19 protein-coding genes and 1 pseudogene are annotated in these 24,392 nt (G+C 43.2%); 6 read left to right on the top strand and 14 right to left on the bottom strand.

Annotated features, from left to right (window positions below; all coding sequences use genetic code 11):
• The first annotated feature begins 5 nt into the window (after positions 1 to 5).
• Positions 6 to 2,924 (top strand): glycerol-3-phosphate acyltransferase, encoded by a 2,919-nt coding sequence (locus V7K30_RS01775; RefSeq protein WP_334996518.1) that lies wholly within the window; start codon positions 6 to 8, stop codon positions 2,922 to 2,924.
• Positions 2,921 to 3,268, top strand: coding sequence for a cupin domain-containing protein (locus V7K30_RS01780; RefSeq protein WP_334996520.1), 348 nt, complete (start codon positions 2,921 to 2,923; stop codon positions 3,266 to 3,268). The genes V7K30_RS01775 and V7K30_RS01780 overlap by 4 nt, the downstream gene beginning before the upstream one ends.
• 363 nt (positions 3,269 to 3,631) lie before the next feature.
• Here V7K30_RS01780 and V7K30_RS01785 read toward each other — a convergent pair whose 3' ends face one another.
• From V7K30_RS01785 to cobJ, 8 genes are all read right to left on the bottom strand, one after another.
• On the bottom strand, positions 3,632 to 5,110 hold the full coding sequence (locus V7K30_RS01785; protein WP_334996522.1) for a class I SAM-dependent DNA methyltransferase: 1,479 nt from the start codon (positions 5,108 to 5,110) through the stop codon (positions 3,632 to 3,634).
• 29 nt (positions 5,111 to 5,139) lie between these two features.
• On the bottom strand, positions 5,140 to 5,328 hold the full coding sequence (locus V7K30_RS01790) for a hypothetical protein (RefSeq protein WP_334996524.1): 189 nt from the start codon (positions 5,326 to 5,328) through the stop codon (positions 5,140 to 5,142).
• A 69-nt stretch (positions 5,329 to 5,397) separates the two neighbouring features.
• Positions 5,398 to 5,916: a zeta toxin family protein gene (locus V7K30_RS01795; RefSeq protein ID WP_334996526.1), complete on the bottom strand. Its 519-nt coding sequence runs from the start codon at positions 5,914 to 5,916 to the stop codon at positions 5,398 to 5,400.
• Positions 5,916 to 7,496 carry a restriction endonuclease subunit S gene (locus tag V7K30_RS01800; protein WP_334996528.1) on the bottom strand — a complete coding sequence of 527 codons (1,581 nt, stop codon included), beginning with the start codon at positions 7,494 to 7,496 and terminating at the stop codon, positions 5,916 to 5,918. Before V7K30_RS01800 ends, V7K30_RS01795 begins: the two co-directional genes overlap by 1 nt.
• The gene (locus V7K30_RS01805) at positions 7,496 to 10,222 is read right to left on the bottom strand and encodes a type I restriction endonuclease subunit R (protein WP_334996530.1); all 2,727 of its coding nucleotides are present in this window, start codon (positions 10,220 to 10,222) and stop codon (positions 7,496 to 7,498) included. The genes V7K30_RS01800 and V7K30_RS01805 overlap by 1 nt, the downstream gene beginning before the upstream one ends.
• A 484-nt stretch (positions 10,223 to 10,706) precedes the next feature.
• Positions 10,707 to 11,378 (bottom strand): glutathione S-transferase family protein, encoded by a 672-nt coding sequence (locus V7K30_RS01810; RefSeq protein WP_334996532.1) that lies wholly within the window; start codon positions 11,376 to 11,378, stop codon positions 10,707 to 10,709.
• 96 nt (positions 11,379 to 11,474) lie between these two features.
• Positions 11,475 to 11,966 carry a DUF4174 domain-containing protein gene (locus tag V7K30_RS01815; RefSeq protein ID WP_334996534.1) on the bottom strand — a complete coding sequence of 164 codons (492 nt, stop codon included), beginning with the start codon at positions 11,964 to 11,966 and terminating at the stop codon, positions 11,475 to 11,477.
• Positions 11,967 to 12,047: 81 nt separating this feature from the next.
• The gene (gene cobJ / locus V7K30_RS01820; protein ID WP_442941040.1) at positions 12,048 to 13,772 is read right to left on the bottom strand and encodes a precorrin-3B C(17)-methyltransferase; all 1,725 of its coding nucleotides are present in this window, start codon (positions 13,770 to 13,772) and stop codon (positions 12,048 to 12,050) included.
• Between the two features lie 266 nt (positions 13,773 to 14,038).
• Here cobJ and tnpA point away from each other — a divergent pair, with 266 nt between their 5' ends.
• Entirely contained in the window at positions 14,039 to 14,398 is a 360-nt protein-coding gene (tnpA, locus tag V7K30_RS01825; RefSeq protein ID WP_334996538.1) for an IS200/IS605 family transposase, read from the top strand.
• Positions 14,399 to 14,607: 209 nt separating this feature from the next.
• Here the strand turns inward: tnpA and V7K30_RS01830 are convergent, their stop codons facing one another.
• The 3 genes and pseudogenes from V7K30_RS01830 to V7K30_RS01840 form a co-directional block, all read right to left on the bottom strand.
• Positions 14,608 to 14,886, bottom strand: a complete 279-nt coding sequence (locus V7K30_RS01830; RefSeq protein WP_334996540.1) for a hypothetical protein — start codon at positions 14,884 to 14,886, stop codon at positions 14,608 to 14,610.
• Between the two features lie 65 nt (positions 14,887 to 14,951).
• A pseudogene (locus tag V7K30_RS01835) lies at positions 14,952 to 15,137 on the bottom strand (hypothetical protein); the annotation flags it as partial.
• A 239-nt stretch (positions 15,138 to 15,376) separates the two neighbouring features.
• Complete coding sequence (locus tag V7K30_RS01840; protein ID WP_334996542.1) at positions 15,377 to 16,519, bottom strand: BMP family ABC transporter substrate-binding protein; 1,143 nt, start codon at positions 16,517 to 16,519, stop codon at positions 15,377 to 15,379.
• 268 nt (positions 16,520 to 16,787) lie between these two features.
• Here V7K30_RS01840 and V7K30_RS01845 point away from each other — a divergent pair, with 268 nt between their 5' ends.
• The 3 genes from V7K30_RS01845 to hetI all read left to right on the top strand — a co-directional run bounded on the left by V7K30_RS01845 (position 16,788) and on the right by hetI (position 19,715).
• A complete protein-coding gene (locus tag V7K30_RS01845; RefSeq protein WP_334996544.1) occupies positions 16,788 to 18,290 on the top strand; it encodes an acyl--CoA ligase in 1,503 nt (500 codons plus the stop codon).
• Between the two features lie 185 nt (positions 18,291 to 18,475).
• Complete coding sequence (locus tag V7K30_RS01850; protein WP_334996546.1) at positions 18,476 to 18,640, top strand: DUF433 domain-containing protein; 165 nt, start codon at positions 18,476 to 18,478, stop codon at positions 18,638 to 18,640.
• A gap of 367 nt (positions 18,641 to 19,007) precedes the next feature.
• Positions 19,008 to 19,715: a 4'-phosphopantetheinyl transferase HetI gene (gene hetI, locus V7K30_RS01855; protein WP_334996548.1), complete on the top strand. Its 708-nt coding sequence runs from the start codon at positions 19,008 to 19,010 to the stop codon at positions 19,713 to 19,715.
• Between the two features lie 61 nt (positions 19,716 to 19,776).
• Here hetI and V7K30_RS01860 read toward each other — a convergent pair whose 3' ends face one another.
• From V7K30_RS01860 to V7K30_RS01870, 3 genes are all read right to left on the bottom strand, one after another.
• Positions 19,777 to 20,580: an SDR family NAD(P)-dependent oxidoreductase gene (locus tag V7K30_RS01860; RefSeq protein WP_334996550.1), complete on the bottom strand. Its 804-nt coding sequence runs from the start codon at positions 20,578 to 20,580 to the stop codon at positions 19,777 to 19,779.
• Between the two features lie 564 nt (positions 20,581 to 21,144).
• Positions 21,145 to 22,653, bottom strand: a complete 1,509-nt coding sequence (locus V7K30_RS01865; RefSeq protein ID WP_334996552.1) for a thioester reductase domain-containing protein — start codon at positions 22,651 to 22,653, stop codon at positions 21,145 to 21,147.
• Positions 22,654 to 22,655: 2 nt separating this feature from the next.
• Entirely contained in the window at positions 22,656 to 24,332 is a 1,677-nt protein-coding gene (locus tag V7K30_RS01870; RefSeq protein WP_334996554.1) for a PfaD family polyunsaturated fatty acid/polyketide biosynthesis protein, read from the bottom strand.
• Positions 24,333 to 24,392: the final 60 nt, after the last annotated feature.

The following is a 24,392-nucleotide window of genomic DNA, read 5'->3' on the forward strand; positions in this document are numbered from 1 at the left end:
CCAGAATGTTTGAACCTTGGGGTGTCTTAGTTATTTTAATTGCCTGCCCCCTCTTGGGCGGATTACCCCTGATTGCATGGATCACTTACGCACTTACGCATAAGCAATTATCACAAGTTGGTACAGGAAACATTAGTGTATCAGCTGCCTTTTATCACGGCGGTAAGTTTGTAGGAATTCTGGCAGTCTTGTCTGAAGCTTTTAAAGGAGTTGCAGCAGTCTTACTCACCCGCCTTTTCTTCCCAGATGGATCGTCTTGGGAATTGATTGCCCTGATCGCTTTGGTAATAGGTAGATATTGGATAGGCAGAGGGGCAGGTACGACAAATGTCGTCTGGGGATTTGTCGTACATGATCCACTGGTGGCAATATTTGTATCTTTCTTTGCGGGTATTAGTTTTACAATTCTGCAATCAAGACAGGTAGTCAAATTTGGGGTTTTGCTTCTCTTTCCTCTGTTTGTGGCACTTCTGCACATTAGTGATATCCCCAGAATCCTTGCTGCTGTCGCCTTAGCTGGTTTAATGGGCTGGATTTACACAAAAATTCCTGATGATATGAACCTGCCAGCCCAAGAAGAAGGGCAAACAGAATCGCAAGCGATGTTGGAATTTTTACGCGGCGATGTCTACGACGGGCTACGCCAACGCGCGATGGTTTCTCTAGATGAAGAGTTGGATGCTGCCATAGTCGGAGAAAAGGCAGCGACATTATCTCAAATTAAGCGCTGGGGCTATCCAGTCCCGAAGGGGTGGGTACTGGCCCCGATTGACGATCCAGAACTGTTGACAGAATTTCTCCAGCCATCAGAATTATCTCCCTTGGTGGTGCGTTCTTCTGCCATTGGAGAAGACTCAGAACAGGCTTCTGCTGCTGGGCAGTATGAAACGATTTTAAATGTTACTAGCCCAGAGGCATTGCAGTCAGCGATCGCCCAAGTTCAAGCTTCTTACAATCAGCCATCTGCCGTGCAATATCGGCGCGATCGCGGTTTAAATGACTCAGCAATGGCTGTGTTGATTCAACAACAAGTTCAGAGTGTATATTCTGGCGTTGCTTTCAGCCGCGATCCCATTACTCAGCAAGGTGATGCAATCATCATTGAAGCCCTTCCAGGAAGCCCGACGCAAGTCGTTTCGGGAAAAGTCACACCAGAACAATATCGCGCTTTTGTCATTGAAACAGAAAATTCTTCCGCTGTGCAATTAGAGGGTCAAGGACGAGTCCCACAAGCATTAATCAAGCAAGTCGCATACTTAGCTTACCGACTGGAAAAACGTTATCATGGCACTCCTCAAGATATAGAGTGGAGCTACGACGGTCAAACACTCTGGGTGTTGCAATCTCGACCAATCACCACCCTGTTGCCCATGTGGACACGCAAAATCGCCGCCGAAGTGATTCCCGGAGTAATTCACCCCTTAACATGGTCGATTAATCGTCCCTTAACTTGTGGAGTTTGGGGAGAATTTTTTACTCTAGTTTTGGGCGATCGCGCTTTGGGGTTAGATTTCGCCGAAACAGCAACTCTGCACTATTCCAGAGCCTATTTTAATGCATCCCTCTTAGGAGATATTTTTCTCCGCATGGGACTGCCGTCAGAAAGTCTGGAATTTTTAACCAGAGGAGCTAAATTAAGTAAGCCGTCTTGGGAGTCAACTTGGGAAAATTTGCCAGGACTAGGGAAGTTGCTGAAGCGGGAATTAAGTTTAGAAAAAGACTTCAAGCGGGATTATCACCAACGGTTCATTCCTGGGTTGTCGCAGTTGGCGCAGGAAGATATAGATAACTTGGAACCATCCAAGCTGCTAATAAGAATTGACTTTATCCTAGAGTTGCTACGTCATGGGACATACTACAGCATTTTAGCTCCCTTAAGTGCTGCCCTGCGGCAGGCGATTTTTCGGGTGAAGGATGGGCAAATTGATAATAGTGTTACTCCAGAGGTAGCGGCATTGCGATCGCTGAGTGCTTTAGCTACAGATGCCAAGGAAGTATTGCTTGAGTTTGAGCCACAGCAGGTATTTGAGAAATTAAAGCAAACCCCAGAAGGAGAGAAGATCCTGCAAGAATTTGACGAATTGCTTCAGGATTACGGCTATTTAAGTGAAGTGGGAACTGATATTTCCGTTCCTACTTGGCGGGAGAATCCCCAGATGATTAAGCAGATGTTTGTGCAGTTAATGCAGGGGAACGAACCACAATCAGGCGCTAAAGACGCGATTAATAGCATCTTTGGTGGTAAGCGCAAACGCTCTTTTGTGCAACGGCGTGTGGATATTAAAGGACGAGTTACCGAAGTTTATTCACGGCTTTTGGCTGAATTGCGTTGGAGTTTTGTAGCTTTAGAGAACATTTGGTTAAAGTCCGGCTTACTCAAGAAAACAGGAGATATCTTTTTTCTAGACTTTGATGAAGTGCGGCGTTTAGTCGTGGGTGAAGATTCCAGGTTAATTGAGCAGTTGGATAAGTTAGTGGAATTGAAGCGATCGCAATTCGTGCAAGATAACGAGATCATTCAAGTACCTCTTTTAGTCTACGGCAATACACCCCCTCACCCCTTAGCTCCCTCTGTGCTCTACTCTGACCAAATCTTACAAGGTATTGGAGCCAGTCCGGGGCAAGCCGAAGGCAGGGTGAAGGTGTTGCGAAATTTACAAGACCTGCCGGAGATTGACCGAGATACGATTCTGGTAGTACCTTACACAGATTCCGGCTGGGCCCCTTTGTTATTAAGGGCTGGAGGATTAATTGCCGAAGTTGGTGGACGGCTTTCTCACGGTGCGATCGTGGCTCGTGAATATGGTATTCCTGCTGTGATGGATGTTCGAGGCGCTACATGGCTTTTGCAAGATGGTCAACGAGTCAGGATTGATGGGTCTAGGGGTATTGTGGAATTATCTAACGATTTAAGACCTGAATGATTACCACTTCCCTGAAAAACTTGCCAGAAGAGTCTGTTTCTCACAATCCCGAAATCAAGAAAAAGGTGATGCTACGCTTCGGCGATTTACCTCACCTAACTAACTTTTCTCAAGCACGTTTTGCTCCCGGACAAACCGCACCAGCACACGCGCATCAAGATATGTGCGAAGTATTCTTTGTGGAAGCTGGTTCGGGAGTAATTCACACTGATGGTAAAGAATACCCCCTGCTTCCAGGGAACTGCGTGGCGATAGAACCGGGAGAAGTCCATGAAGTTGTCAATAGTGGCTCAACTGAGCTTGTTTTGATATATTTTGGTTTGCGAGTGGAAAAATCAGCGTAATTATTAGGAATACAACATATAGGAATCCCAGATAAATTTAGGACTTATAGCCTTTCTTAATGACATGAAGTACATCAGAGCAAGCTCTTCGCTTGCGGGGAGGGGGTTGGGGGTGGGGTTCTTGTACCTCACTCAAGTGAGAACCGCTATACGCTCTCTGGCTATACTTTATCTGACGACCATCTGATATCATGTCCGCATAATTAGTTACGATTCCCACAGTCATTGCACCCCACCCCGCCAAAGCTATGCTTTGTCTCCCCTCCCCGCAAGCGGAGAGGGGATTAAGGGGTGGGGTTCTTCGGGTTTAATAAGCAATCAAGCGGACATGATATGACTTGTAATCGGAAGGCCATAGCCTGATTAAACTTCAACTTCTAATTTCAATTCCAAATTCTCAGTAATACCTTGGAACAGTTCCAACGCTGCTCCTAAATCCTCAGAAATTTCCAAAGCCAAAACATCTGGTGCAGGTAAATTATCTGAATCCTCTAAACTGTTATCTTTCAGCCAGAAAATATCTAAACTGACTTTATCCCGTTGGATCAGTTCCTCATAGCTAAAAACTCTAAATCGCTCATTTTCTTGCCGTTCATGACGATTGTCAGGATTAAATGACTGAATAAAGTCTTGCAGATTTTTGGAACGCAGTGTGTTAGTTTTCAGAGTGAAATGTTGGTTAGTCCTAAAATCGTAAATCCAAAGCTTCTTTGTCCAAGGGGTAGCACTGGCGGGTTTGCGGTCAAAAAATAAAACATTAGCTTTCACACCTTGGGCGTAAAATATTCCTGTAGGCAGTCTGAGTAAAGTATGGACATCGCATTCATGCAATAACTTTTTGCGGATGATTTCCCCGGCACCACCTTCAAATAAAACATTATCAGGAACCACCACCGCAGCTTTCCCGTTAATTTGCAGCAGAGTTTTGACGTGCTGGAGGAAGTTTAGCTGTTTGTTAGAAGTGGTAGCCCAAAAATCATCCCGTCTATAGGAAACTTTTTCTTTATCTGCTTTACCGCTTTCGTTGAAAACAGTGATACTGCTTTTTTTACCAAAAGGCGGATTAGTTAAGATTAATTCAAAGCGATCGCCTGAATCTGCCATCAAGCTATCTTTAGCTTCTACGGGACTATCATCACCTGCAATCCCGTGCAAGTAAAGATTCATTGCACACAAGCGCACCACCCCATCCGCAACATCAGCGCCCTTAAAAGTTTTATTATTGAGAAAATGCCTCTGGTGTTTATCCAGCTTATAGTTATTTTTGATGAAGTTGTAAGCAACCAAGAAAAAACCACCAGTTCCACAAGCGGGATCACAAATGCGCTGTCCTAACTGGGGTTGCATGACTTCGACAATGGCTTGAATTAATGCCCTTGGGGTAAAATACTGACCTGCACCGCCCTTAACATCTTCGGCGTTCTTTTGTAAAAGTCCTTCGTAAATTTCACCTTTGATATCAATATCTAAACCAATCCAGGTTTCTGAATTGATCAGTTCTACCAGTCGTTTTAATTTAGCTGGATCTTGAATTTTGTTTTGGGATTTACGAAAGATGACACCCAAAAGTCCTTTTTCTTTCCCCAGAGTTTCTAAGGTGTGGCGATACTGGATTTCTAAAGCATCCCCATCAAGCGATCGCAAAGCCTCCCAGCTATATTCCGTCGGAATAGTGGAACGTTTACCCAAAGGTGGGGGAAGTTGGTTTTGTTCTTCGACCATCTTGAGAAACAGCAAATAGGTAAGCTGTTCTACATAGTCATTGTAGCTAACGCCATCATCACGGAGGACGTTGCAATAATTCCAGAGTTTTTGGACGATGGTCGAAGATTCGTTTGCCATTTAATTAAATCTGTAGATAGGTTTAACTGTCATTCGCTATGAGTAACAGTTGAATCAAGAGGAGGAATTTGGTCGGCGGTTAATGTAACAACTTGGCCATCTTGCCAAATGCTAATAGATTCTCCTAAACGGCGGTGTCTTTCAATAGCTTTCTTCATAGCGAGTTTAACCCCTGCGTCGATTTGGGTAGATAATTTCTCAGGAATTGGTTTATTCATTAGTAGTGATTTGGCTCCATAGTTGGGGTTGATAAATTATCGGCTCTTGATTTAAAGGGCGTTCAGCTATTATCTGCAAAATGGGATTAGAGTTATCGTAAACAATCCAGCGATGGCGCGGAGCGCCCGCCAGAGGCGATCGCACAAGGGTAAGTATAATTTAATTAAGTTCTTTCTTCCCCGTTCGTAGCGACGGCGAATAGTCTCTTCAGGGATGCTGTGACCGCCACTTTCTACACGTCTCTTGACCCGTGCGATCGCTAATTCGGGACTTTGCAACCAAAAGTAAATTAAGTTGATAATATAACCTTTAATTTTACATTCTCTTAAGAATCGGGCGAAATTACGAGCCGCTAAAGTTGTTTCAAAGGCAAAATCAGCTTCAGCATTCACCAGAGTTTCTAGTCTTTCTAACATTAAGCGTCCGGCTTGAATGGCTACGGATTCCGGGTTAAAAGGAGAAAGTCCGGCTGCTATTTCATCGGCGTTGACGTATTCAAATACTTCTAGGAAGTAGGGGAGGATTTGCAGGGCGGCGGTAGTTTTACCAGAACCGTTTGCACCGCCGATAATGTATAGGTTGGGCATTATTCTAATGGTAATGCTAATTGTGTGGGTGATTTAATCTGAGATTTGGTTTTTTTCTTGGTTTTGGTTGTTACCTGTTTGGCTTTTTCGGCTTGGATGCGTTCTAGGAGTTTTTCGGCGGGTTCGTCCTTGGGGTCTTGGGGGACAAGTTGACCTTCAAAGGCTTGTTTTAATATGCTTTGGCGGAGTCTTTCAGCGCGTTTGAGGTTGGTGTCTATGGTTTTTTCGAGTTGGTCGATGATTGAAAAAGCGTCTTCTATCTCTTCTAAAATTTTATTTTGTTCATCAAAGGGAATTAAGGGAATTGCAAAACAACGAATCTTAGCCATTCCTAAATCTGGAACACCAACACTTTGAACTCCTTTTTTTGCCTGATTTAAAACAGTATTAGAAGATATAACATACCTTAAAAAACGTTTATTTATTGAATTATCTAATGTTTTAATTACTACTAGGGCATGTGAAATACAGTAGTCTTGAGATATTGGTAAAAATCTTGTTTTTCCTATTGTTCCAATTCGAGACAAAACAAAATCACCTTCTTCAATTTTTAAAATCCTACGTTGTTGGTAAAGTGTTTCCTGTAAAACTTTCTTACCTATCGAAAAATCAAAACTATCTGGAGGGCTAAAATTTTCTGTTGAAATGAATGGTATTCCCGCCTCAACATATTTTGGCATTCTGTGAGATGGATTTGGGTCAATTACGTCTGCAATCATTTGTAGACTAGCCCAACACCACCCATCAGGTAAATCAGGTAAATCAGAGGTATCAGGTGCAACAGGTTCCTTATATTTCAGCTTCCAACTATCATCCTTGGGAGTTTTGCCCTGTGCCTTCATCTTAGCCAGTTGTTCAGCTTCCCACTTCTCCCGGCGTTGTTTGAGGATGCGGTCAAGTAAAACTGAGGCGGGTTCTAATTCCCCTTGATGTGCTGTGCGCCAATATGCGGTTAAATTTCCTTCGACTGCGGCTTTTAGCACCGCCTGACGGTAGCGTTTTAATTTGGCTTTTACCTTTTTAAGTAACCCTACCCCTGCATCAAGTTGGGTGAATAATTCCTCAACTTTGGCAACGATGCGATATTGTTCGGGGAGTGGGGGAAAGGGAATTACAGTATTTCTAATGTAGTCTGCTGGAACTCTTAACTGCCCAGCAGTTCCAGCCATATTACTTTGGGCATCTTTAATAAAATTTTGGTTGCAAAAATAAAAAAGTAGATATTTATTATAAATTCCTAACTCTAATCTAAAAACATGGAATTCAGTAGAGCCAAAACCTATCCCATTTTTGAGATTTTGTACAATAGCAACTTTCCCATTCTCAAAGCATGGTGTTATCTTAGCTAAGATAATATCTCCATCAATAAAGGGGGTATATCCTTTCTTGACTTGACAATATTGTTTAATTTCAGATAAATCAAGTCTGCCTGTTTTTGCTTCTACAGATTTCATTGGCAGAAAAGAAACTTCTAAATCATCTGAATAATTTAACTCAGGCAACCTTGGATTAATTTTACTAATTTCTCCCACTGTTGCCCACACCCAACCATTAGGCAACTCATACAATTCTTCACCCATTACGCAGCTAACACCCCATTCAACTCATCCAAAATACCCATCAAATCATTCCCAAACAACTGATTACCCTGAAACGCTTCTTGAGGCATTTCCTGTAAATCTTCCGCCTCAATCCTCACGCTGGTAATAATATATGCCTTAATCTTCTCCAACCACACCACCTGCTGAGAACTAAACCCCTTACCCCCTACCCACTGCTGAAACTTCTCCTCAACCGATACCGAAAAAGGTTCTAAAACCTCCGTTTCCCCCATCGCAAAGCGTACCAGAGAAATGATATCAGTCAACAACTTTTGTACCCCCGCACCCCGCACCTTATCCGCTTCCAGTTGCGCGTAAGCATCCCATAACCTCTGGGGCGTCAAATTATGGGGGGGACGTGAGAGCGCATTTGCTAACTGCTTAATCTGCTCATAAGTAAATTGTCGCTGTCCGTAGGGTTGATTATAAAGGATAGACAGCGCCGTAATTTCATCTTTATTATCCTGAATAAACTGCCGAAAACTCTCCACCGTCCCCATTGCCTTATCCCTAGCAGTGGTATCAAAACCAGCCTGTAACACTACATCTTGACTGACGTTATCAATAATCTGCTCATTCTTAGTTTTCAATTCTTTGAGCAAATCCCGAAATTGATAATTATCAAAAGGTTGACAAGCTTGATTAATTAAAATTTCTGCTACTTGCTGCTGTTGTTCTGCCGTTGGGGATGAAGTATTAAACTGCTGCTGTGCTTGATTAATCTGTCTATCAGGATCAAGGGCATTGAGTAAATCTCTAGTAATCTGTTGTATAGACTTACCTCCAGCAACAGTTTGTAATTCCTGGCGTTCATCATCATTTAATTGCTTCTCTAACTTTACCAACCTGATTGCCAAAGACATCAGCGTATCCTCATCCCGCACATCTGCGGCGACATCTTGCAATAATTTATTAAACGGGACACTGCGTTTTCTCTCCAACGGACGAGAATCAGTTTTATCGGATTCACACACCCCCACCGCATCGATAATTACAAATTGTTCTTTGAGATGATTCCCCGGTGTCACCGCTTGAAAATCTGTCGGGTTAATCGTGCGGGTTCCCCTTCCCTTCATCTGCTCAAAATAAATCCGTGATTTCACATCCCGCAGAAATATCAAACATTCCAATGGTTTAATATCCGTCCCCGTAGAAATCATATCCACTGTCACCACAATGCGCGGGTTAAAAGAATTGCGGAAACTGGCGATTAAATCTTCTGTTTTCTCGCCAGTGGTGCGGTATGTAATCTTTTTACAAAACTCATTCCCCTTGCCAAATTCTGCTCGCACAATTCGCACAATATCTTCGGCATGGGAATCATCTTTAGCAAAAATCAAAGTTTTCGGAACTTCCGTTCTATCTGGAAATATCTCACTAAATAATCGCTGTTTAAAAGTACGAATCACCGTGCGGATTTGGTCAATTGCCACAACTGACTTATCTAATTGTCTCCCACCATAACTTAATTCTTCATCCAACTGCTGCCAGCGCATTGCACGGGTTTGACGATTTCGCGTATCCACATAAAACCCTGATTGGATAGTGCTACCCTGTTCAGTAATTTGAGTGCGGATGCGATAAACTTCATACCCCACATTTACCCCATCAACTACCGCCCGTTCGTGGGGATATTCCATCACCAAGTTTTGATTAAAAAAACCAAAGGTTTGCAGAGATGGGGTAGCAGTCAAACCAATAATAAAAGCATCAAAATATTCTAATACTTGTCGCCACACATTGTAAATTGAACGGTGACATTCATCAATAACAATAAAATCAAAAGTTTCTAGGGTAATTTTTGAGTTATAAACTACATCCTTGGGTTGCTGATTTAACTGTTCCCCATCAAACAAAGATGCTTCCTCATTTTCTGCTTCAAATTCAGCTTCCCCCCGCAACATGGAATAAAGCCGCTGAATTGTGGTGATACAGACTTTATTCACTGGGTCTATGGTGTTGGAAGTCAACAACTGCACATTATAAAGCTCTGTGAACTTCCTCCCATCGTCGGGGGTGACATATTGCTGAAATTCTTTTTGGGTTTGTTCTCCTAAGTTCTTTCTATCTACCAAAAATAAAACTCGTTTCGCTCCAGCTAATTTAATCAACCAGTAAATAAAACTCACAGATGTGTAGGTTTTACCAACCCCCGTCGCCATCTGAATTAATGCTCTAGGGCGATTGTGTTTTAGGGAATTAAATAACCCAGCAATGGCTTCTTTTTGACATTCCCGTAAATCTTCTGTGTCAATTTCCGGTAACAGTTGCAAACGGACTCTCAGGGTGTCAGACTGTCCTAACCATTCCAGTAATGTTTCTGGCTTGTGGAAACTAAACACCTTCCGAGAGCAAAAATCAGGGTCACGGTTATCTGTAAAATAGGTTTCTACCCCCGTGCTTTCGTAGAGGAAGGGTAAAGGCTTGCGGTGACAGTTTAATTTTGGCGGCAGCTGGAATGAATATTTATCAGATTGAGTTTCTACGCCACTGAGGGTTGTGCCTACTTTTTTAGCTTCAATTACACCCGCAGCCTTGCGGTTAATAATGAGTAGGTAGTCAACAAAACCAGACTTGAGGGGATATTCTCGCACAGCAATCCCCAAAGAAGCACCGAGATTAATTTGTTTGTAATCTTGAATAATCCAACCTGCATCGGTGATTAGTTGGTCAATTTTGACTCTGGCTTGTTCTTCTGGGGTCATGAATTATTTATTACACGGTTACATAAATTGTCATGCTTTTTACCATGAATCGCAAGTCACATTAAATGCAGTGTAATTATAGGATTGCTGTTGTGTTTGTCAGAACGCATTAATTCAGGTTCAGGTAAAAAAAGGGATAAAATCTTAGAAAACAATTGCGATCGCTCTGATTATCCAATTAAATCTTACAGTGCAAGTAAAGCCTATAAGGAATATCACGAGTTGTACCATCCGGTATCTTCTCCCTGCTTCTTGGTCAATCCTATAGCTAGCGTTCTTGTATGACTCTCACGAGATAAAAATCAGAAACCTTTGTTGTCATTAGTTTTTATAAATCTAGGAGTAGGTTGGGTTTCGTTCCTCAACCCAACACCAAGAATCCTTGATTTTGTTGGGGTTTCACGAATGTTCAACCCAACTTACAAATATTTTATTTTTTCAGAGTAATAAAAGAGCGCGAGTTACGGCTATCAAAACCTTCCGCTTAACTCAGAAGCTCGTAAGTACCGCCGCGCTCCAGCGCACGCTGGTAGGCTGGACGCGTGTGAATGCGATCCAGGAAAGCCATAAGCTTCGGACGGCTCGCATCCAGTCCTGCTCGTGCGGCAGCCGCTTCCAGAGGGAAGCTCATCTGGATATCAGCTGCGGTGAATTCGTTACCAGCAAACCACGGACTTTTTCCGATCTCCGCCTCCTGGTAATCTAGGTGCTGCGCGATCTGAGGTTCAATAAACGACTTCTTGACGCGACCAACGATCGCCCCAGCAATCGGCCGCACGAAAAACGGTATTGGCCCCTTATCGATTTGGTCGAAGACAAGCTTCAGCAGCAGCGGAGGCATAGCCGAGCCTTCTGCGTAATGCAGCCAGTAGGTGTAGCGCAGCCGCTCCGGCGTACCCAGAGCCGGAATCAGCCGTCCGTTACCGTAGCGTTCGACCAGATACTCAATGATCGCACCGGATTCGGCCAAGGTCAGAGCGCCGTCGGTAATCACTGGCGACTTGCCGAGTGGATGTACCTCGCGCAGCGACGCTGGTGCTAACATAGTTTTCGGGTCGCGATCGTAGCGCTTGACTTCGTACTCTACGCCGAGTTCCTCCAGTAGCCAAAGCACACGCTGGGAACGGGAGTTGTTCAAGTGGTGGACAGTGATCATCAGATTATTTTGCTATACAAAACTTGACAAAAGTTTTTCAAAGCTAGTCATTCAACTAAAGAAAACTTTAGAGAGTCTTAACTACAGCAATTCTAGTTACTTTCTGCCTCGCTCTTGCATTTCTTGCTGACGCATGGGCATAGCGTCAATTTCCTCAAAAATTGCTGTCGCCTGGACTGGTGTCGCATCACTGCGCTTAACACCACCATCTTTGCCCACCAAAATCACGCGAAAATTTTCTTTGTCAACCCCAAAGCGACCGCGCAACTTGGCAGCAGAAGACTCATCTATTGGCTGTCTGTTGGCATAGCTTTCATCTGTTGCCAAAACCTGGACGAGAACTAAATCCCGATCTGCAAAATCGTTATTATGCTCTTGCAATAGTTGCATTTGCTGCTGATAGGTATGGTTATCAACAGACGGTGCAAAAACTAGTAGCACGCGGTTTTTCCATTTTTGGGAACTGAGCTTAAATGAAGACATTTTGATGGCATGATTCGTTGAACCTTGGACAATATCAGCTTTGCTAACTGGCGACAGGATTATACACGCTAATAAGGGAAGTGCAATTAATACTGAAGTATTCATAATGGCTTGTTATCTGTTTTCTATGCTCTCAAGCTATCATTAGTTTCCCCACTTTTCCTCATTGTCCAAAATTTAATATGCCTACAGTTCGGTATAGCGACGCGGCGTATAAACCCAGATATTGCCATCGCTGCGTTTGATGGTTCGGGTTTTTGTGGAACCAACGAGAATAATTGTCCGCATATCAGCGCTTGCTGGTGCTAACTCATCAAGTGCGATCGCTTTCACCGTCTGTCCTGGTCTACCGAGATTCCGCGCCAAGACTACTGGTGTATCTGGTGTTCTATGTAGCAGCAAAATATTTCTCGCTTCTGCCAGTTGCCAGGTACGCTCTTTAGAAACAGGATTGTAGAAAGCAATTACGAAATCAGCCTCGGCAGCAGCCGCAATTCGTTGTGCGATCGCAGACCAAGGCTTCAAGATGTCAGAAAGGGAAATAGCACAGAAGTCATGCCCAAGGGGCGCACCAATCGCTGCTGCTGCTGCCTGCATGGCTGAGATGCCTGGTGCTACATGAATATCGATACTGTCCCATTCGGGTTTGGCATAGCGATCGCATACTTCAAAAACCGCTGTTGCCATTGCATAAATACCGGGATCACCAGATGAAACTACAGCTACATATCGTCCAGATGCTGCCAAATCAAGGGCCATTTTTGCCCGTGCTTCTTCTTCGCGGTTGTCGGACTCATGCCGTTGCTTGCCATCAACCAGAGAACCGACTAAATCTAAATAAGTTTTGTAACCCACTAGGTCAGTTGCCGACTTGAGTATCTCCTTCACTTCTGGAGACATCCACTGCGATCCACCAGGGCCCGTGCCAATAATTGCTAACCGTCCGCGTGGCTGACCGATGGTGTTGGGGTCAATTAGCTGAGGGGCAATGGCGATCGCAATCTGGGGAGATGCCAGAGTAATGGGAGATGTGCCTGTGGCGGCGATCGCTGCGGCTTGAGCGGGGCTATAACCTTGTGATAACAGACTTTCTAGCTGATTTGGGGTAAAAAAGCGGGCAGGCACTTCCAAGGCGCTAGCTACGGCGTGGATTGCTGGATCGGCAGCGGCGGTGATGGGTGCAAATATCCCGGCGACTGATGCTCTTTCTAGTCTGGCATCAGCTAGTAGCTGCTTTACTAAAGCTACTGGATCATCAATGATGCCACTAATTGCGATCGCTATAGTTGCTGGGTGGTAGACAAGGCAGTTGGCGGTAGGAGTCACCAAACGTTCGGTAACTTGGATGGTCAAATCTCCCTTTGGATCTATGGGCAGTTTACTATCGCTCAACCAAGGTGCTATACCTTCTAGTTTGACTTGCGCCCCGGCTAGCAAATCTGAGATAAATTTCTTAGCATCGTCTGGGTTTGCTAAATGATATCCGGGGGGAGGAGACAACAGCGTTGTACCCAAACGGAGGTCGCCTGTGGTCGTAATTGCAGGCTTGACATCAAGCGCTTCGGCAATGCGGCGTGCCAAATCGTTTACCCCACCAAGTCCGCCCAAGAGGGGGACAACAGCGCTACCATCCTCAGCGACAGCTAGCACTGGTGGTTCCTGTTGTTTATCCGAGAGTACAGGAGCTAGCGTCCTGATTAGAATGCCGGCGGCACAAATGCCAATCAACGGCGTTCCCTGAGCAAATAACTCACGCAACGTCTCACCAAAATTAGTAAAGCTAACATCAACTCCCGATGTCCGACCTGCTAGACCGTATAGCGTCGCCCCTGGTAGAACAGTGATTATTTTGCGTGCTACTGTCACGCTATTTTGACCTAGTACTACAATGGCGGGTGCAACGTTCATCATCATAAGTAGATATCTTGCAAAATTTGATATCCTTCAAATGAAACCACAAATTTAGCTTAAACAAAAAGAATCCCCACATCCGACCCGTAGGGCGGTGTGGGATGAATTTTTGGGTGATGACGATTACCCCTCTTCTGTCACTCTCCGAAAATATTTGCCATTTCTGAATTCTAGAGCTTTTGTATAGCAAGCGATTGCGCGATTATTTTCTAATAACAAATACAAGACCATTTTTTTCTAATAGTATAGCTTGTATTGATTGCCTCATGACGCTTCTAGCGATCGCCCTCCCGGAAAATGACAGAAGAGGGGTAATATGGATACCAAAAAGAAGAAAACCTGTTTTAGTAGGTGAAGTAAAGTTAAGATTTAGCAAAATTTTAACTGAGGTTGCAAATGAAAAAGGATGGATAATTAAATGTCTAGAAATTGCACCTGACCATGTTCATGTTTTGGTTGAATATGGCCCAAGTACGCCAATTAATTCTATTCTTAAAGCTTTCAAGGGTCGGTCATCACGATATCTAAGACAAGAGTTTCCACATTTATTAAAGCTGCCTACGCTGTGGACTCATGCCTATTACTATGATTCGACAGGTAAAGTCTCATCTGTGATTATTGAGTAATATATTAATGACCCACACCATTACAAATAACAAACGCTTAATGTCACGGTAGTTAAAACTGCCCCTGTCGCATTTTTACCCCGATATGAATACCAGTTAAGAGTCAAGGAATTAAAGGAATTGACTCTTAACTTTCGGGGCTACCATGCTTCCGCTTTGTTTAGGTGTAGGGAAGTCTTTATGAAAGAACGATGTCTTGCACTAACAGATCAGTAATTCTCTTTATCTGTACTTGAGTGAATAGCTTTGTTAAAATCCCGCAGCAATTCTTCTTCCGCATCCCGCTCTTGCTTGAGTTCTCGAATCATTTCTTGACTAGAACCAATCAGCAAACCAGCGACTGCACCCACAATCGCGTATTTTTGCTCCAAATGTTTATACATTTGACTCGTGTAAGGGCAAGGAAATAAGTTAGCAGCAATAAAACCAATTCCTGCACCTATAAATGCTGTCACAAAGCCAGAGAAAGCGATCAATCGAGCATTCATTTGCTTTGCTCCAAAGCTTATAACTTTACTAAATTACTAGAAGATACTCTACATTGTGTCAGCATTTACCAAAGTTGTGACTTAATCTTTACCTCTTGTAATAGAAGGCAGAGTGGGGGAATTACGTACAGCACTGGAACAAAAAGCAGACTTAAGATTATTGCCACGAGTAACCCTCGCCAGTTTTGCAGAAACAGAAAAATCACCCATAAGACGAGGGCGATCGCTTCGACGAGCGTTTTCACCACTTCTTCGAGTGATGCTTACACAAACCCAACGGTATCGTAAACGATCTAGCCTTTTAATCCGGGCGGAAAGTCTTTCATCAGGTCATTCATTTGCGCCTGAACATTTTTCGCTGCTAAAAAGAGAAATCATAGTACTGCTTAACAATAAGCTGTTACGCTTTCAGTCTGCACACTGTCACCAGCCAGAAAGCTTACTGTAATTCTGTTTCTTAATTTTAAATGCGTAAATTTTGAATTGCTTACTATGATTTTCCCTTAGGAATTGACCCTTCAATTCCCTCAACATACCAATCCATCGCTAGTTGTCTTTGATCATCCAAAACCTTACCCGTTGGCACTCGCACCACCCCTTTTTGGTCTTTCACCGGGCCATCAAAAGGATGTGCAGTACCCTGAATAAACTCATCGCGCTTCGCATTCACCAATTGTTGCACATCAGCCGGAATCGCCTGATTCATCGGGGAAATATCCACCATTCCTTGACCAATTCCATCCCAAACCTCTTGAGACTTCCAAGTATTACTCATTACAGCTAAGGCTTTATCTGTATAGAATTTGCCCCATTTGTTAATAGCTGATGTCAGGTGGGCTTTCTGACCAAACTTACTCATATCAGTGTTATAGCCAAAAGCATAAATGCCTTTTTCCTCAGCCAATTGGACAACGGCACCAGAGTCGGTATGCTGCGTTAGTACATCCGCACCTAAATTGATCAAAGCTTGAGCCGCTTCTCTTTCTTTAGCTGGATCGTACCAACTTTGTATCCAAAGTACCTTAACTTTTGCTTGAGGATTTGTTACCCGCACTCCTTGAGTGAACGCACTGATTCCTCGAATTACTTCTGGAATTGGGTATGCACCAATAAAACCAACTACATTCGATTTTGTCATCTTGCCAGCAATCATGCCGGTTAAGTAACGCGGTTCTTCAAAGCGTCCCAAATAAGTACCGACATTGGCAGCACGTTTGTATCCCGCACAGTGTTCAAAGACAACATCACTAAAGTCCTTGGCAACTTTAATTGTTGGGTTCATGTAGCCGAAGGAAGTTGTAAAAATCAACTTGTTACCATCTAATGCTAGTTGGCGAATTACCCTTTGGGCGTCAGCACCTTCGTTAACATTTTCGACAAAGGTAGTTTTTACCTTATCTTGAAGATTGGCTTCCATGTCTCTGCGGCCTAAATCATGGGCATAAGTCCAGCCAAAATCACCCACAGAATCTACATAAACAAATCCCACCTTGAGAGGTTCATTTACCGCCACAGGCGACGCTGAGGGAGACACCTCACCCTGCGATTTGGAATTTTTGCCTTGAACACAATTAGTTAAGGCAAAGCTAGATCCTGCTAAAGTGACACACTTTAGAAAATTCCGACGATCCATATTTTATCGATGGGGTTTAGTTGCTGAAAAAGATTTTTCTGATTTCTAGTAGCGACAAACACACTATTGACTTAATTTTAGCTCTTGTTTTTTGCCGTAAACTTACTTATAAAAGAAAGCAAATAATGGTTGAATTGGGGACGGGGCATTGGGCATGGAGAATGTGGATAAGGAAGATAAGGGGGACAAGGAAAGAGTTTCTTTCTCAATGCCCAATCCCTTTTACTAACAACTCCCACAAGGGGATGCGGTTTACTGGAGGTTTTTAATGAACTTATTTGAGCTTTTAGTAGGGGAAGACAATCATTCAGCCTTAGTAACACCTGGGGGGCGATCGCTAACCTATAAGCAATTACGCGAAAATGTTGTGGGACTGGTATCCCAACTCAACAGCTTTGGATTGAAACGGGGCGATCGCATTGCCATTGCCATGAGTAACGGTTCACCAATGGCTATTACCTTTTTGGCTGCCGCCCTGTGTGGCACTGCTGCACCCTTGAATCCCAAATACAAACAAGAGGAATTTGCCTTCTACTACGAAGATACCCAAGCAAAAGCACTGATTACTTTGTCCGAGGGACCAGAAGCAGCCATTGCCGCCGTCACATCCGACATGATGCTGATTAATGCCAAGGTAAACACTGACGGTACATTAAGCTTTGAATTAGTCAAAACAGGCTCAGAACCAGTAGAATCCTCGAATCCCGCAGCCCCCAACGCTGATGATATGGCGATGATTCTCCACACTAGCGGCACCACCAGCCGTCCGAAACGTGTGCCGATTCGTCATCGCAACTTAATCGCCTCAGCCAACAACATCATTGGTGCTTACTCACTCACAGCAGCTGACACTACACTTTGCCTAATGCCCCTGTTCCACATTCACGGATTAGTGGGCTGTTTGCTGTCAACCCTAGCATCGGGCGGCACACTAATTTGTCCCAATGGTTTTAATGCCCTAGAGTTTTGGAAACTGGTAGATACCTACAAACCTACCTGGTACTCCGCAGCGCCAACCATGCACCAGACAATTTTGGCTCGCGCTAGCCGCAACACAGAAATTGTCAAAGCTAATCGCTTTCGTTTTATTCGCTCTAGTAGCGCTTCCTTGCCCCCGATTATCATTGAACAGCTAGAAATAACTCTCAATGCTCCTGTGGTGGAATCTTACAGCATGACTGAAGCATCTCACTTAATGACCACTAACCCCCTACCGCCAAAAGTCAGGAAACCAGGTACTGTAGGTTATGGCTTCGGTGTGGAAGTGGGCATTATGGACTCCGAAGGCAACCTATTATCTCCCTTAAGCTTGGGCGAGGTAGTGGTAAAAGCACCCAATGTCATCGATGGCTACGAAAATAACCCCCAAGCCAACGCCACAGCTTTTGTAAACGGTTGGTTCCGTACAGGGGATCAGGGCACACTGGATACAGACGGCTATCTCCGCTTGACTGGACGTATTAAAGAATTGATTAATCGGGGCGGGGAAAAAATTTCTCCCTTAGAAGTAGATGATGTCTTGCTGCGCCATCCCGCCGTCGCCGAAGCCTTAGCTTTTGCTGTCCCTCACAAATCTTTAGGAGAAGATATCCACGCCGCTGTTGTCCTCAAGGCAGAAGCTGGCGAAAAAGAACTTTTAGCTTACTGTTCAACCATGCTGGCAGATTTCAAAGTTCCTAAGCAAGTTCACATTTTGGATCAACTACCTCGTGGTGCTACCGGGAAACTGCAACGGTTGGCTATGGCGAAATTGCTTAACATCGGGCAGTAGTGAGATGAGCCTTTACTCTCGGCTGTAGCTGAAAAAGTCGGGATTTTAACTGAGCATCTTGACAATCCTGTATTTCCTGAACTTACTTCCCGTCGGCGTGCTAGTGGTTTAGCAGTGCCCATACTGCATGGAACTGGCTTACGGGTGCAGACTTTGGCGATGTCTACGACGGGCGTAGCTGCGGCATGGCATCTCAACAATGGGGATTATCTGCGGGGCAAATTGCTGCTGAGTATGACTTGAGTGAGGCTCAGGTAAATGCAGCCTTAGCTTTCTATGCTGCTCATCAGCAAGAAATAGATGAGGCGATCGCATCAGAAGTAGCTCTCGAATCAGCTCACAATGTCTAAGGCTCTGTTACATTTGGATGCTAATACATCAATTAAAGCTTTAGAGGATGTTTGAAAAGTCATGATTGATGTATCAAATATTTTTTTACCCCACCCTAACCCTCCCCTTATAAAGGGGAGGGAACTGGATTTTCTTGTTTCCCCCCAATATATCGGGGGGATTAAGGGGGGTAAGAATGTGATTAAAAGCACAATATACTACTTTTGAAACATCCTCTTAGTTAATCAGTGGCAAAGATAAGCGATCGCACTAAAAATTATCTGCTCTAGCTACTGGCATTTTTTGAATTAATCGAACTTACATTTATTCAGAACAAGCGGATTTATCCGTACAATAACAATTACGAATTACGAATTACGAATTATCATGAATCTCTGGCTACCTGCACCGACGGATTTAACTTTGTTACCGGATGAGATTCATGTCTGGCGCATAGACCTTGACCAACCAGAACTACAGCTGCAAAATTTAGCAGCAACTCTTTCCAGTGACGAAATGGCTCGTGCTAAACGGTTCTATTTTCAGGAACATCGGCAGCGTTTCATCGCTGGTCGTGGTATTCTCCGAACTATATTAAGTCGCTATTTAGGTATTCAGCCCCTACAAGTGCAGTTTAATTATCAACAGCGCGGTAAACCAGTATTAGCAGATGCATTTGCCGATAGTGGACTGGCGTTTAACTTGTCTCATTCCCAAGGGTTGGGTTTGTGTGCGGTGAATTGTACCCGCCCAATTGGTGTAGATCTAGAATGTATTCGCCCGATGTCTGATCTGGAAGCTCTTGCCAAACGGTTCTTTTTACCGAGAGAATATGAAATGTTGCGATCGCTATCTCCCAACCAACAGCAAGAGGTATTTTTCCGTTACTGGACTTGTAAGGAAGCTTATTTAAAAGCAACCGGAGATGGACTATCCCAGCTAGAGCAAGTTGAAGTGTCGCTGACTCCTACAGAACCAGCTAAGTTACAGATATCTGAAGACTGGAGTCTTTTTGAACTAGTGCCGACTAACAATTATGTTGCTGCTGTTGCTGTGGCAAATTTTGGCTGGGATTTAAAGTGTTGGCAATATTAATCCTAGTCATTAGTCATTAGTTATTCTTCCCTAATGCCCAATGCCCAATGCCCAATGCCCCCTACTTATCTTCCTGCATATTTCTCACAAATTTTGTCACCAGGTTTCTGGGTACAAATCTGACGATTTTCGTCAGTAGTTTATTAATAAAACCAGGAATAACAATGGTTTGGCCTTTCATTAAGGCGCGAAAACCAATTTCGGCTACTGTTTTTGCATCCATCATCTTCTTGCCCTTGAGCAACTTAGAGTCAGCCATCCCGGTTCTTTCATGAAAGGCAGATGCGGTTGAGCCTGGGCAAAGAACTGTCACAGTGACACCTGTACCTTCTAATTCATTAGCGATCGCTTCTGAAAAAGATAAGATATAGGCTTTAGTAGCAAAATAAACGGCCATCAAAGGCCCAGGTTGAAAAGCAGCAGCCGAGGCGACGTTTAATATTTTTCCTTCACCTTGCTTTACCATGCCCTTCACGAATAGCTTGGTTAAATGGGTGAGACACACCAAATTGACCTGTAGCATTTCCAGTTCAGTAGCTAGGTCTGTTTCGTGAAATAATCCATAGATACCAAATCCAGCATTATTTACCAGTACATCAACCTTAATATTGGCGAGTTGCAACTCTGTGAAAATTTCTTCAGGAGCTGTTGATATAGATAGATCCTTAACAATAGTTTTGACAAGATTTCCAAATTCTTCCTGGAATTTAACTGCAATTTCTACTAGCTTTAGCCCGTTTCTGTCTACTAAGACAAGATCGTAATCATGAGCAGCAAAAATACATGCTAATTCGTAGCCAATTCCACCGGCTGCCCCAGTAATGAGAGCAGTTTGTTTGCTCTGTCTTTGGTGTGTTGTGTTCATGTAAAAAGGTTGGTGAATTCAACTTGATGAGGCTACATTGCATTTACAGTGGTTCTCGCTCTACAATTAAGTGCGCGTAATATCTGAACCGACGAGAAATGTCTTGAGTTATTACCCTTTCAATTGCTTGATATGATGCATTGGATAAATGTAGCAGTCCAAACGTAAATTTAGGACTTATACATCGAAGAAATTGGGCATTAAAAAAGTTCGGTTATTTCCAACTGCTACCGCTAGCCTTTGATTACTCACAAAAGCCAGCAGGTAAAATCAAACTTTCATGCCCGACACTAATCATTCTATCTTCAATTGCTTCTGTCAAGAGGTGAATCCTAAAAATTTACATTATTGAGTATAAAAAAACAGGGCAATTATATTTTGCCGCTGTTGGTGTATGAGTTGTTGCTGGCATCTGAAATATTGGCTATTCAGTAGTACTGAGTTCTAAAAAAAATGGACTAAACAAAATTGTTTCGTAGGGTGTGTTACGGCTTCCATAACGCACCGAAAGTATTCGGCATGGGGCGTTACCTTACTAACACATCCTACGCAAGTTGTGAATTACTAAGCGATATTCAAGAAACCACTTTGAATCAAATAGGCAGTATAAGTCATAAACAATTGAGAGTCAATTGGAGGACAAACAATAGAACTGCTGGCTAATGCATGAAGAGTATCTTGGCAGCTAATATGGGGTCTTCTAGCTTGTAAGTACAAATCAGGAATAGTCAGTTGTTCATCAGACCAGCGTTCTAGTAAAAATGGTCGCAAAGTGTACAAAGGATTCTCCACAGAAGACACATTATTAATTAACTCTGATTGCCATTTTTCATAGGGAATCATCTCAACTGAATAACCAAATGAGCGAATCCACTCAACTAGCATTTTCAAAGAAGCAGGTTGGGGATGTTGTAAATTGAAAGCTTTACCTATGGATTCTTTTTGGCGTGATAGATAAACAATTGCTTTACTTACATAGTCCACAGGAGACATATCCAACATATAATCTACATCAGGGAAATATCCCATTTGTAGACAGCCCTTGGTCATCAGATTGATAAAGTCATGCGTATTACAAATGCCTGTTTTGCTATCACCAGAAATCAGTGGTGGTCTGTGGATAGTTACAGGAAGCCCACGGTCACGAGCAATCTTGACTAACTTTTCAGCTACCCATTTAGTTTGGGAGTAACCAAGATAAATACCTTCCCAATGATTGAATTCATCCTGTTCTTTAACAACCTTACCAGCATAAGCAGTCGATTCAAAAACAGCCACACTAGAAACGTAATGTACAGGCTTGACTTTAATTTGACAAGCCAATCTCAAAACTTCCTGTGTTCCTAAAACATTGGCTGCTTTCAGTGCTGAGTATGGAAAAACATAATTCAACAAAGCACCACTATGATAGATAGTATCAATATTGGTAGCTAAAATTTGAAATTTTTCAGAGCCAACACCTAACAATGGCTGAGATAAATCGCCGACAATCGGAATAATTCTGGAATTAAATTCTTCCTGCCAAATTGCATACTGTTGCAGATTTTTTTGGAGTTTACTTTTGCCTTCTTTGGCATTAGCAGCCCGCACTAAACAATAGATATCCGCCTTGGTTTCTTGTAGCAATTCCCGGATGACAAAAGCTCCTAAAAAGCCTGTTCCTCCGGTCAAAAAGATATTCTTGGGTTCACCCACAAGCACATTAGATGCAGCACCGGGATGGATGGTGGGGTCAAGAACAGCCTCAGCACCTAAATTTAGAACAGAGGGTGCAGCTTTGGCATTAGAGGATGTCGTATCTTGAACTGGTGAACCTTCTTGCACTTCTTCAGCTAAACGCTGTGAAAGGGCTTCAATATTTGGGTAATGCCACAGCAGCAATGGAGATGGTTGGAATCCTAACAACTTTTCTAAGTTACTTACTAGAATCATTGCTTGGGCTGAATCCAAACCATAGTTTTCTAAATGTTCTTTGACATCTATTTCATCAGTTGCTACTCCGAGCAACTTAGCTAAGTTAGATACCAAAAATACTTGAATATCGTCTGCTGTGAAAGACTGTTTTATAGTCATTTTTAAATCTCCAACAATGATGTAGAACGAACAGGGTGATACTGACTGTAATAATCGGAAGCTTGCAGCCCTTGAATTTTCAAATTTTGGACACGATACAAAAAGGCTGCACCAGTCATAATTTGATTAGCAACATCAACTACACCACGATTATTTGGTTCAGAAAGATAAGAACCGCGTACCCAGTCATTGAAACCGCCCATTGCCGGGCCACACCAAATTTGATAATCGACTTCTCTACCTTTTTCACCAGAACTAGACCACCGAGAAGATAATCCTAGATACCAGCGGAAAATCAACGCCATTTTCAGTTTAGGATTATTGACTGCTTTCCCAAGTTTCTCAGGATTCTTTTGGGACAAATAAGCCGCAGTTCCTTCCCATACTTCAGCAATAGTTTTGCGAAAAACTTGTTTTTCTAATTTCTCTCTTTCTGCCAACGGAATCTCTTCAATCGAATTATAAGCGCGATATAGCTCAAATAATTTCTGCGATCGCATGGGGAACATCGTACCCCGTTTGAGAACTTGTAATTTTACTCCCATTTCAAACATATCTGCGGCTGGAGCCATCATCATATCAGCCATTTCTGCTTGAGCTAATAACTTTTTGGTATGTTCACAAGCCCCAGATTCAACGCATGACTGATTAATTGAGCCGGTCATTACATAAGCAGCACCCATCATAAAGGCTGCTAATGCTGATTGTGGTGTACCAATTCCCCCTGCTACTCCAATTCTAATGGGTATTTGGTAATGATATTGTGCTTGAATTTCATCTCGCAAGGCAATAATAGAAGGCAACAAACAAACTAAGGGACGGTTATCTGTATGACCACCAGAATCAGCCTCGACGGTAATATCATCAGCCATCGGAACTTTGGCTGCAAGGGTTGCTTGTAACTCAGTAATTAGTCCTTGGTCAAGAAGTTCTTTGAGAATTCTCGCTGGTGCTGGTTGCAGAAATTTAGTCGCAACTTCTCGGCGAGAAATTTTGGCAATGACTTTATTTTTGATTTCAATTTGATTGGCGTTATTCAACCCCAATCCAGCAACACGGTAATAAACAATGTTGGGGGTCAAGTCGAGAAATGCAGATGCTTCTACTGTTCTTACTTGATATTTGAGATATAAATCCACAGCCCGACGTTCAATCGCAGGTTCATTGGGACTGTGAATTAAATTAAAAGCATAAGGCCCTTGAGGTAAAGCTTGTTGAATGCGATTAATGGCTGCTTCCAAACGTTCTGGAGTTAAACCACCTGCACCAAAGGAACTCAAAATTTGCTCTTTTCCGAGTGCAATGACCATTTCTTCGGAAGCGATTCCGCCAGCCATTGCGCCAGTAACATAGGCATATTTGACTCCATGAAAGGAGAGAAAATTGGGATCTCCGAATTGTTGAATGCGGATTGGGGCTGCAAATGTTAAGAGTTCTACTTGTGCTGTTGTGCCATTATCACCAGGGGATAAATACCCCTCATTGGTGACACCGATTTTTCCGGCAACCTTCACGATGTAGCAGGGGTTATCTAACACCATCAATTTATCTTTGATGGTTTGTTGCTCAAAAGATACAGTTTCTAAAGAACCTTTCCAAACCTGGTTTTTGTTATAAGACCAGGCACAGAAGTTAAGACCATTATCGTGTTTACTTAGTACCGTATCTACGGTTGTCACGGTAGTTATCCCTCGGATTACAATTATTAAATAAGGGGAGTGGGGAGTGGGGAATAGGGA

Source organism: Nostoc sp., from assembly GCF_036917655.1.
GTDB lineage: Bacteria > Cyanobacteriota > Cyanobacteriia > Cyanobacteriales > Nostocaceae > Nostoc.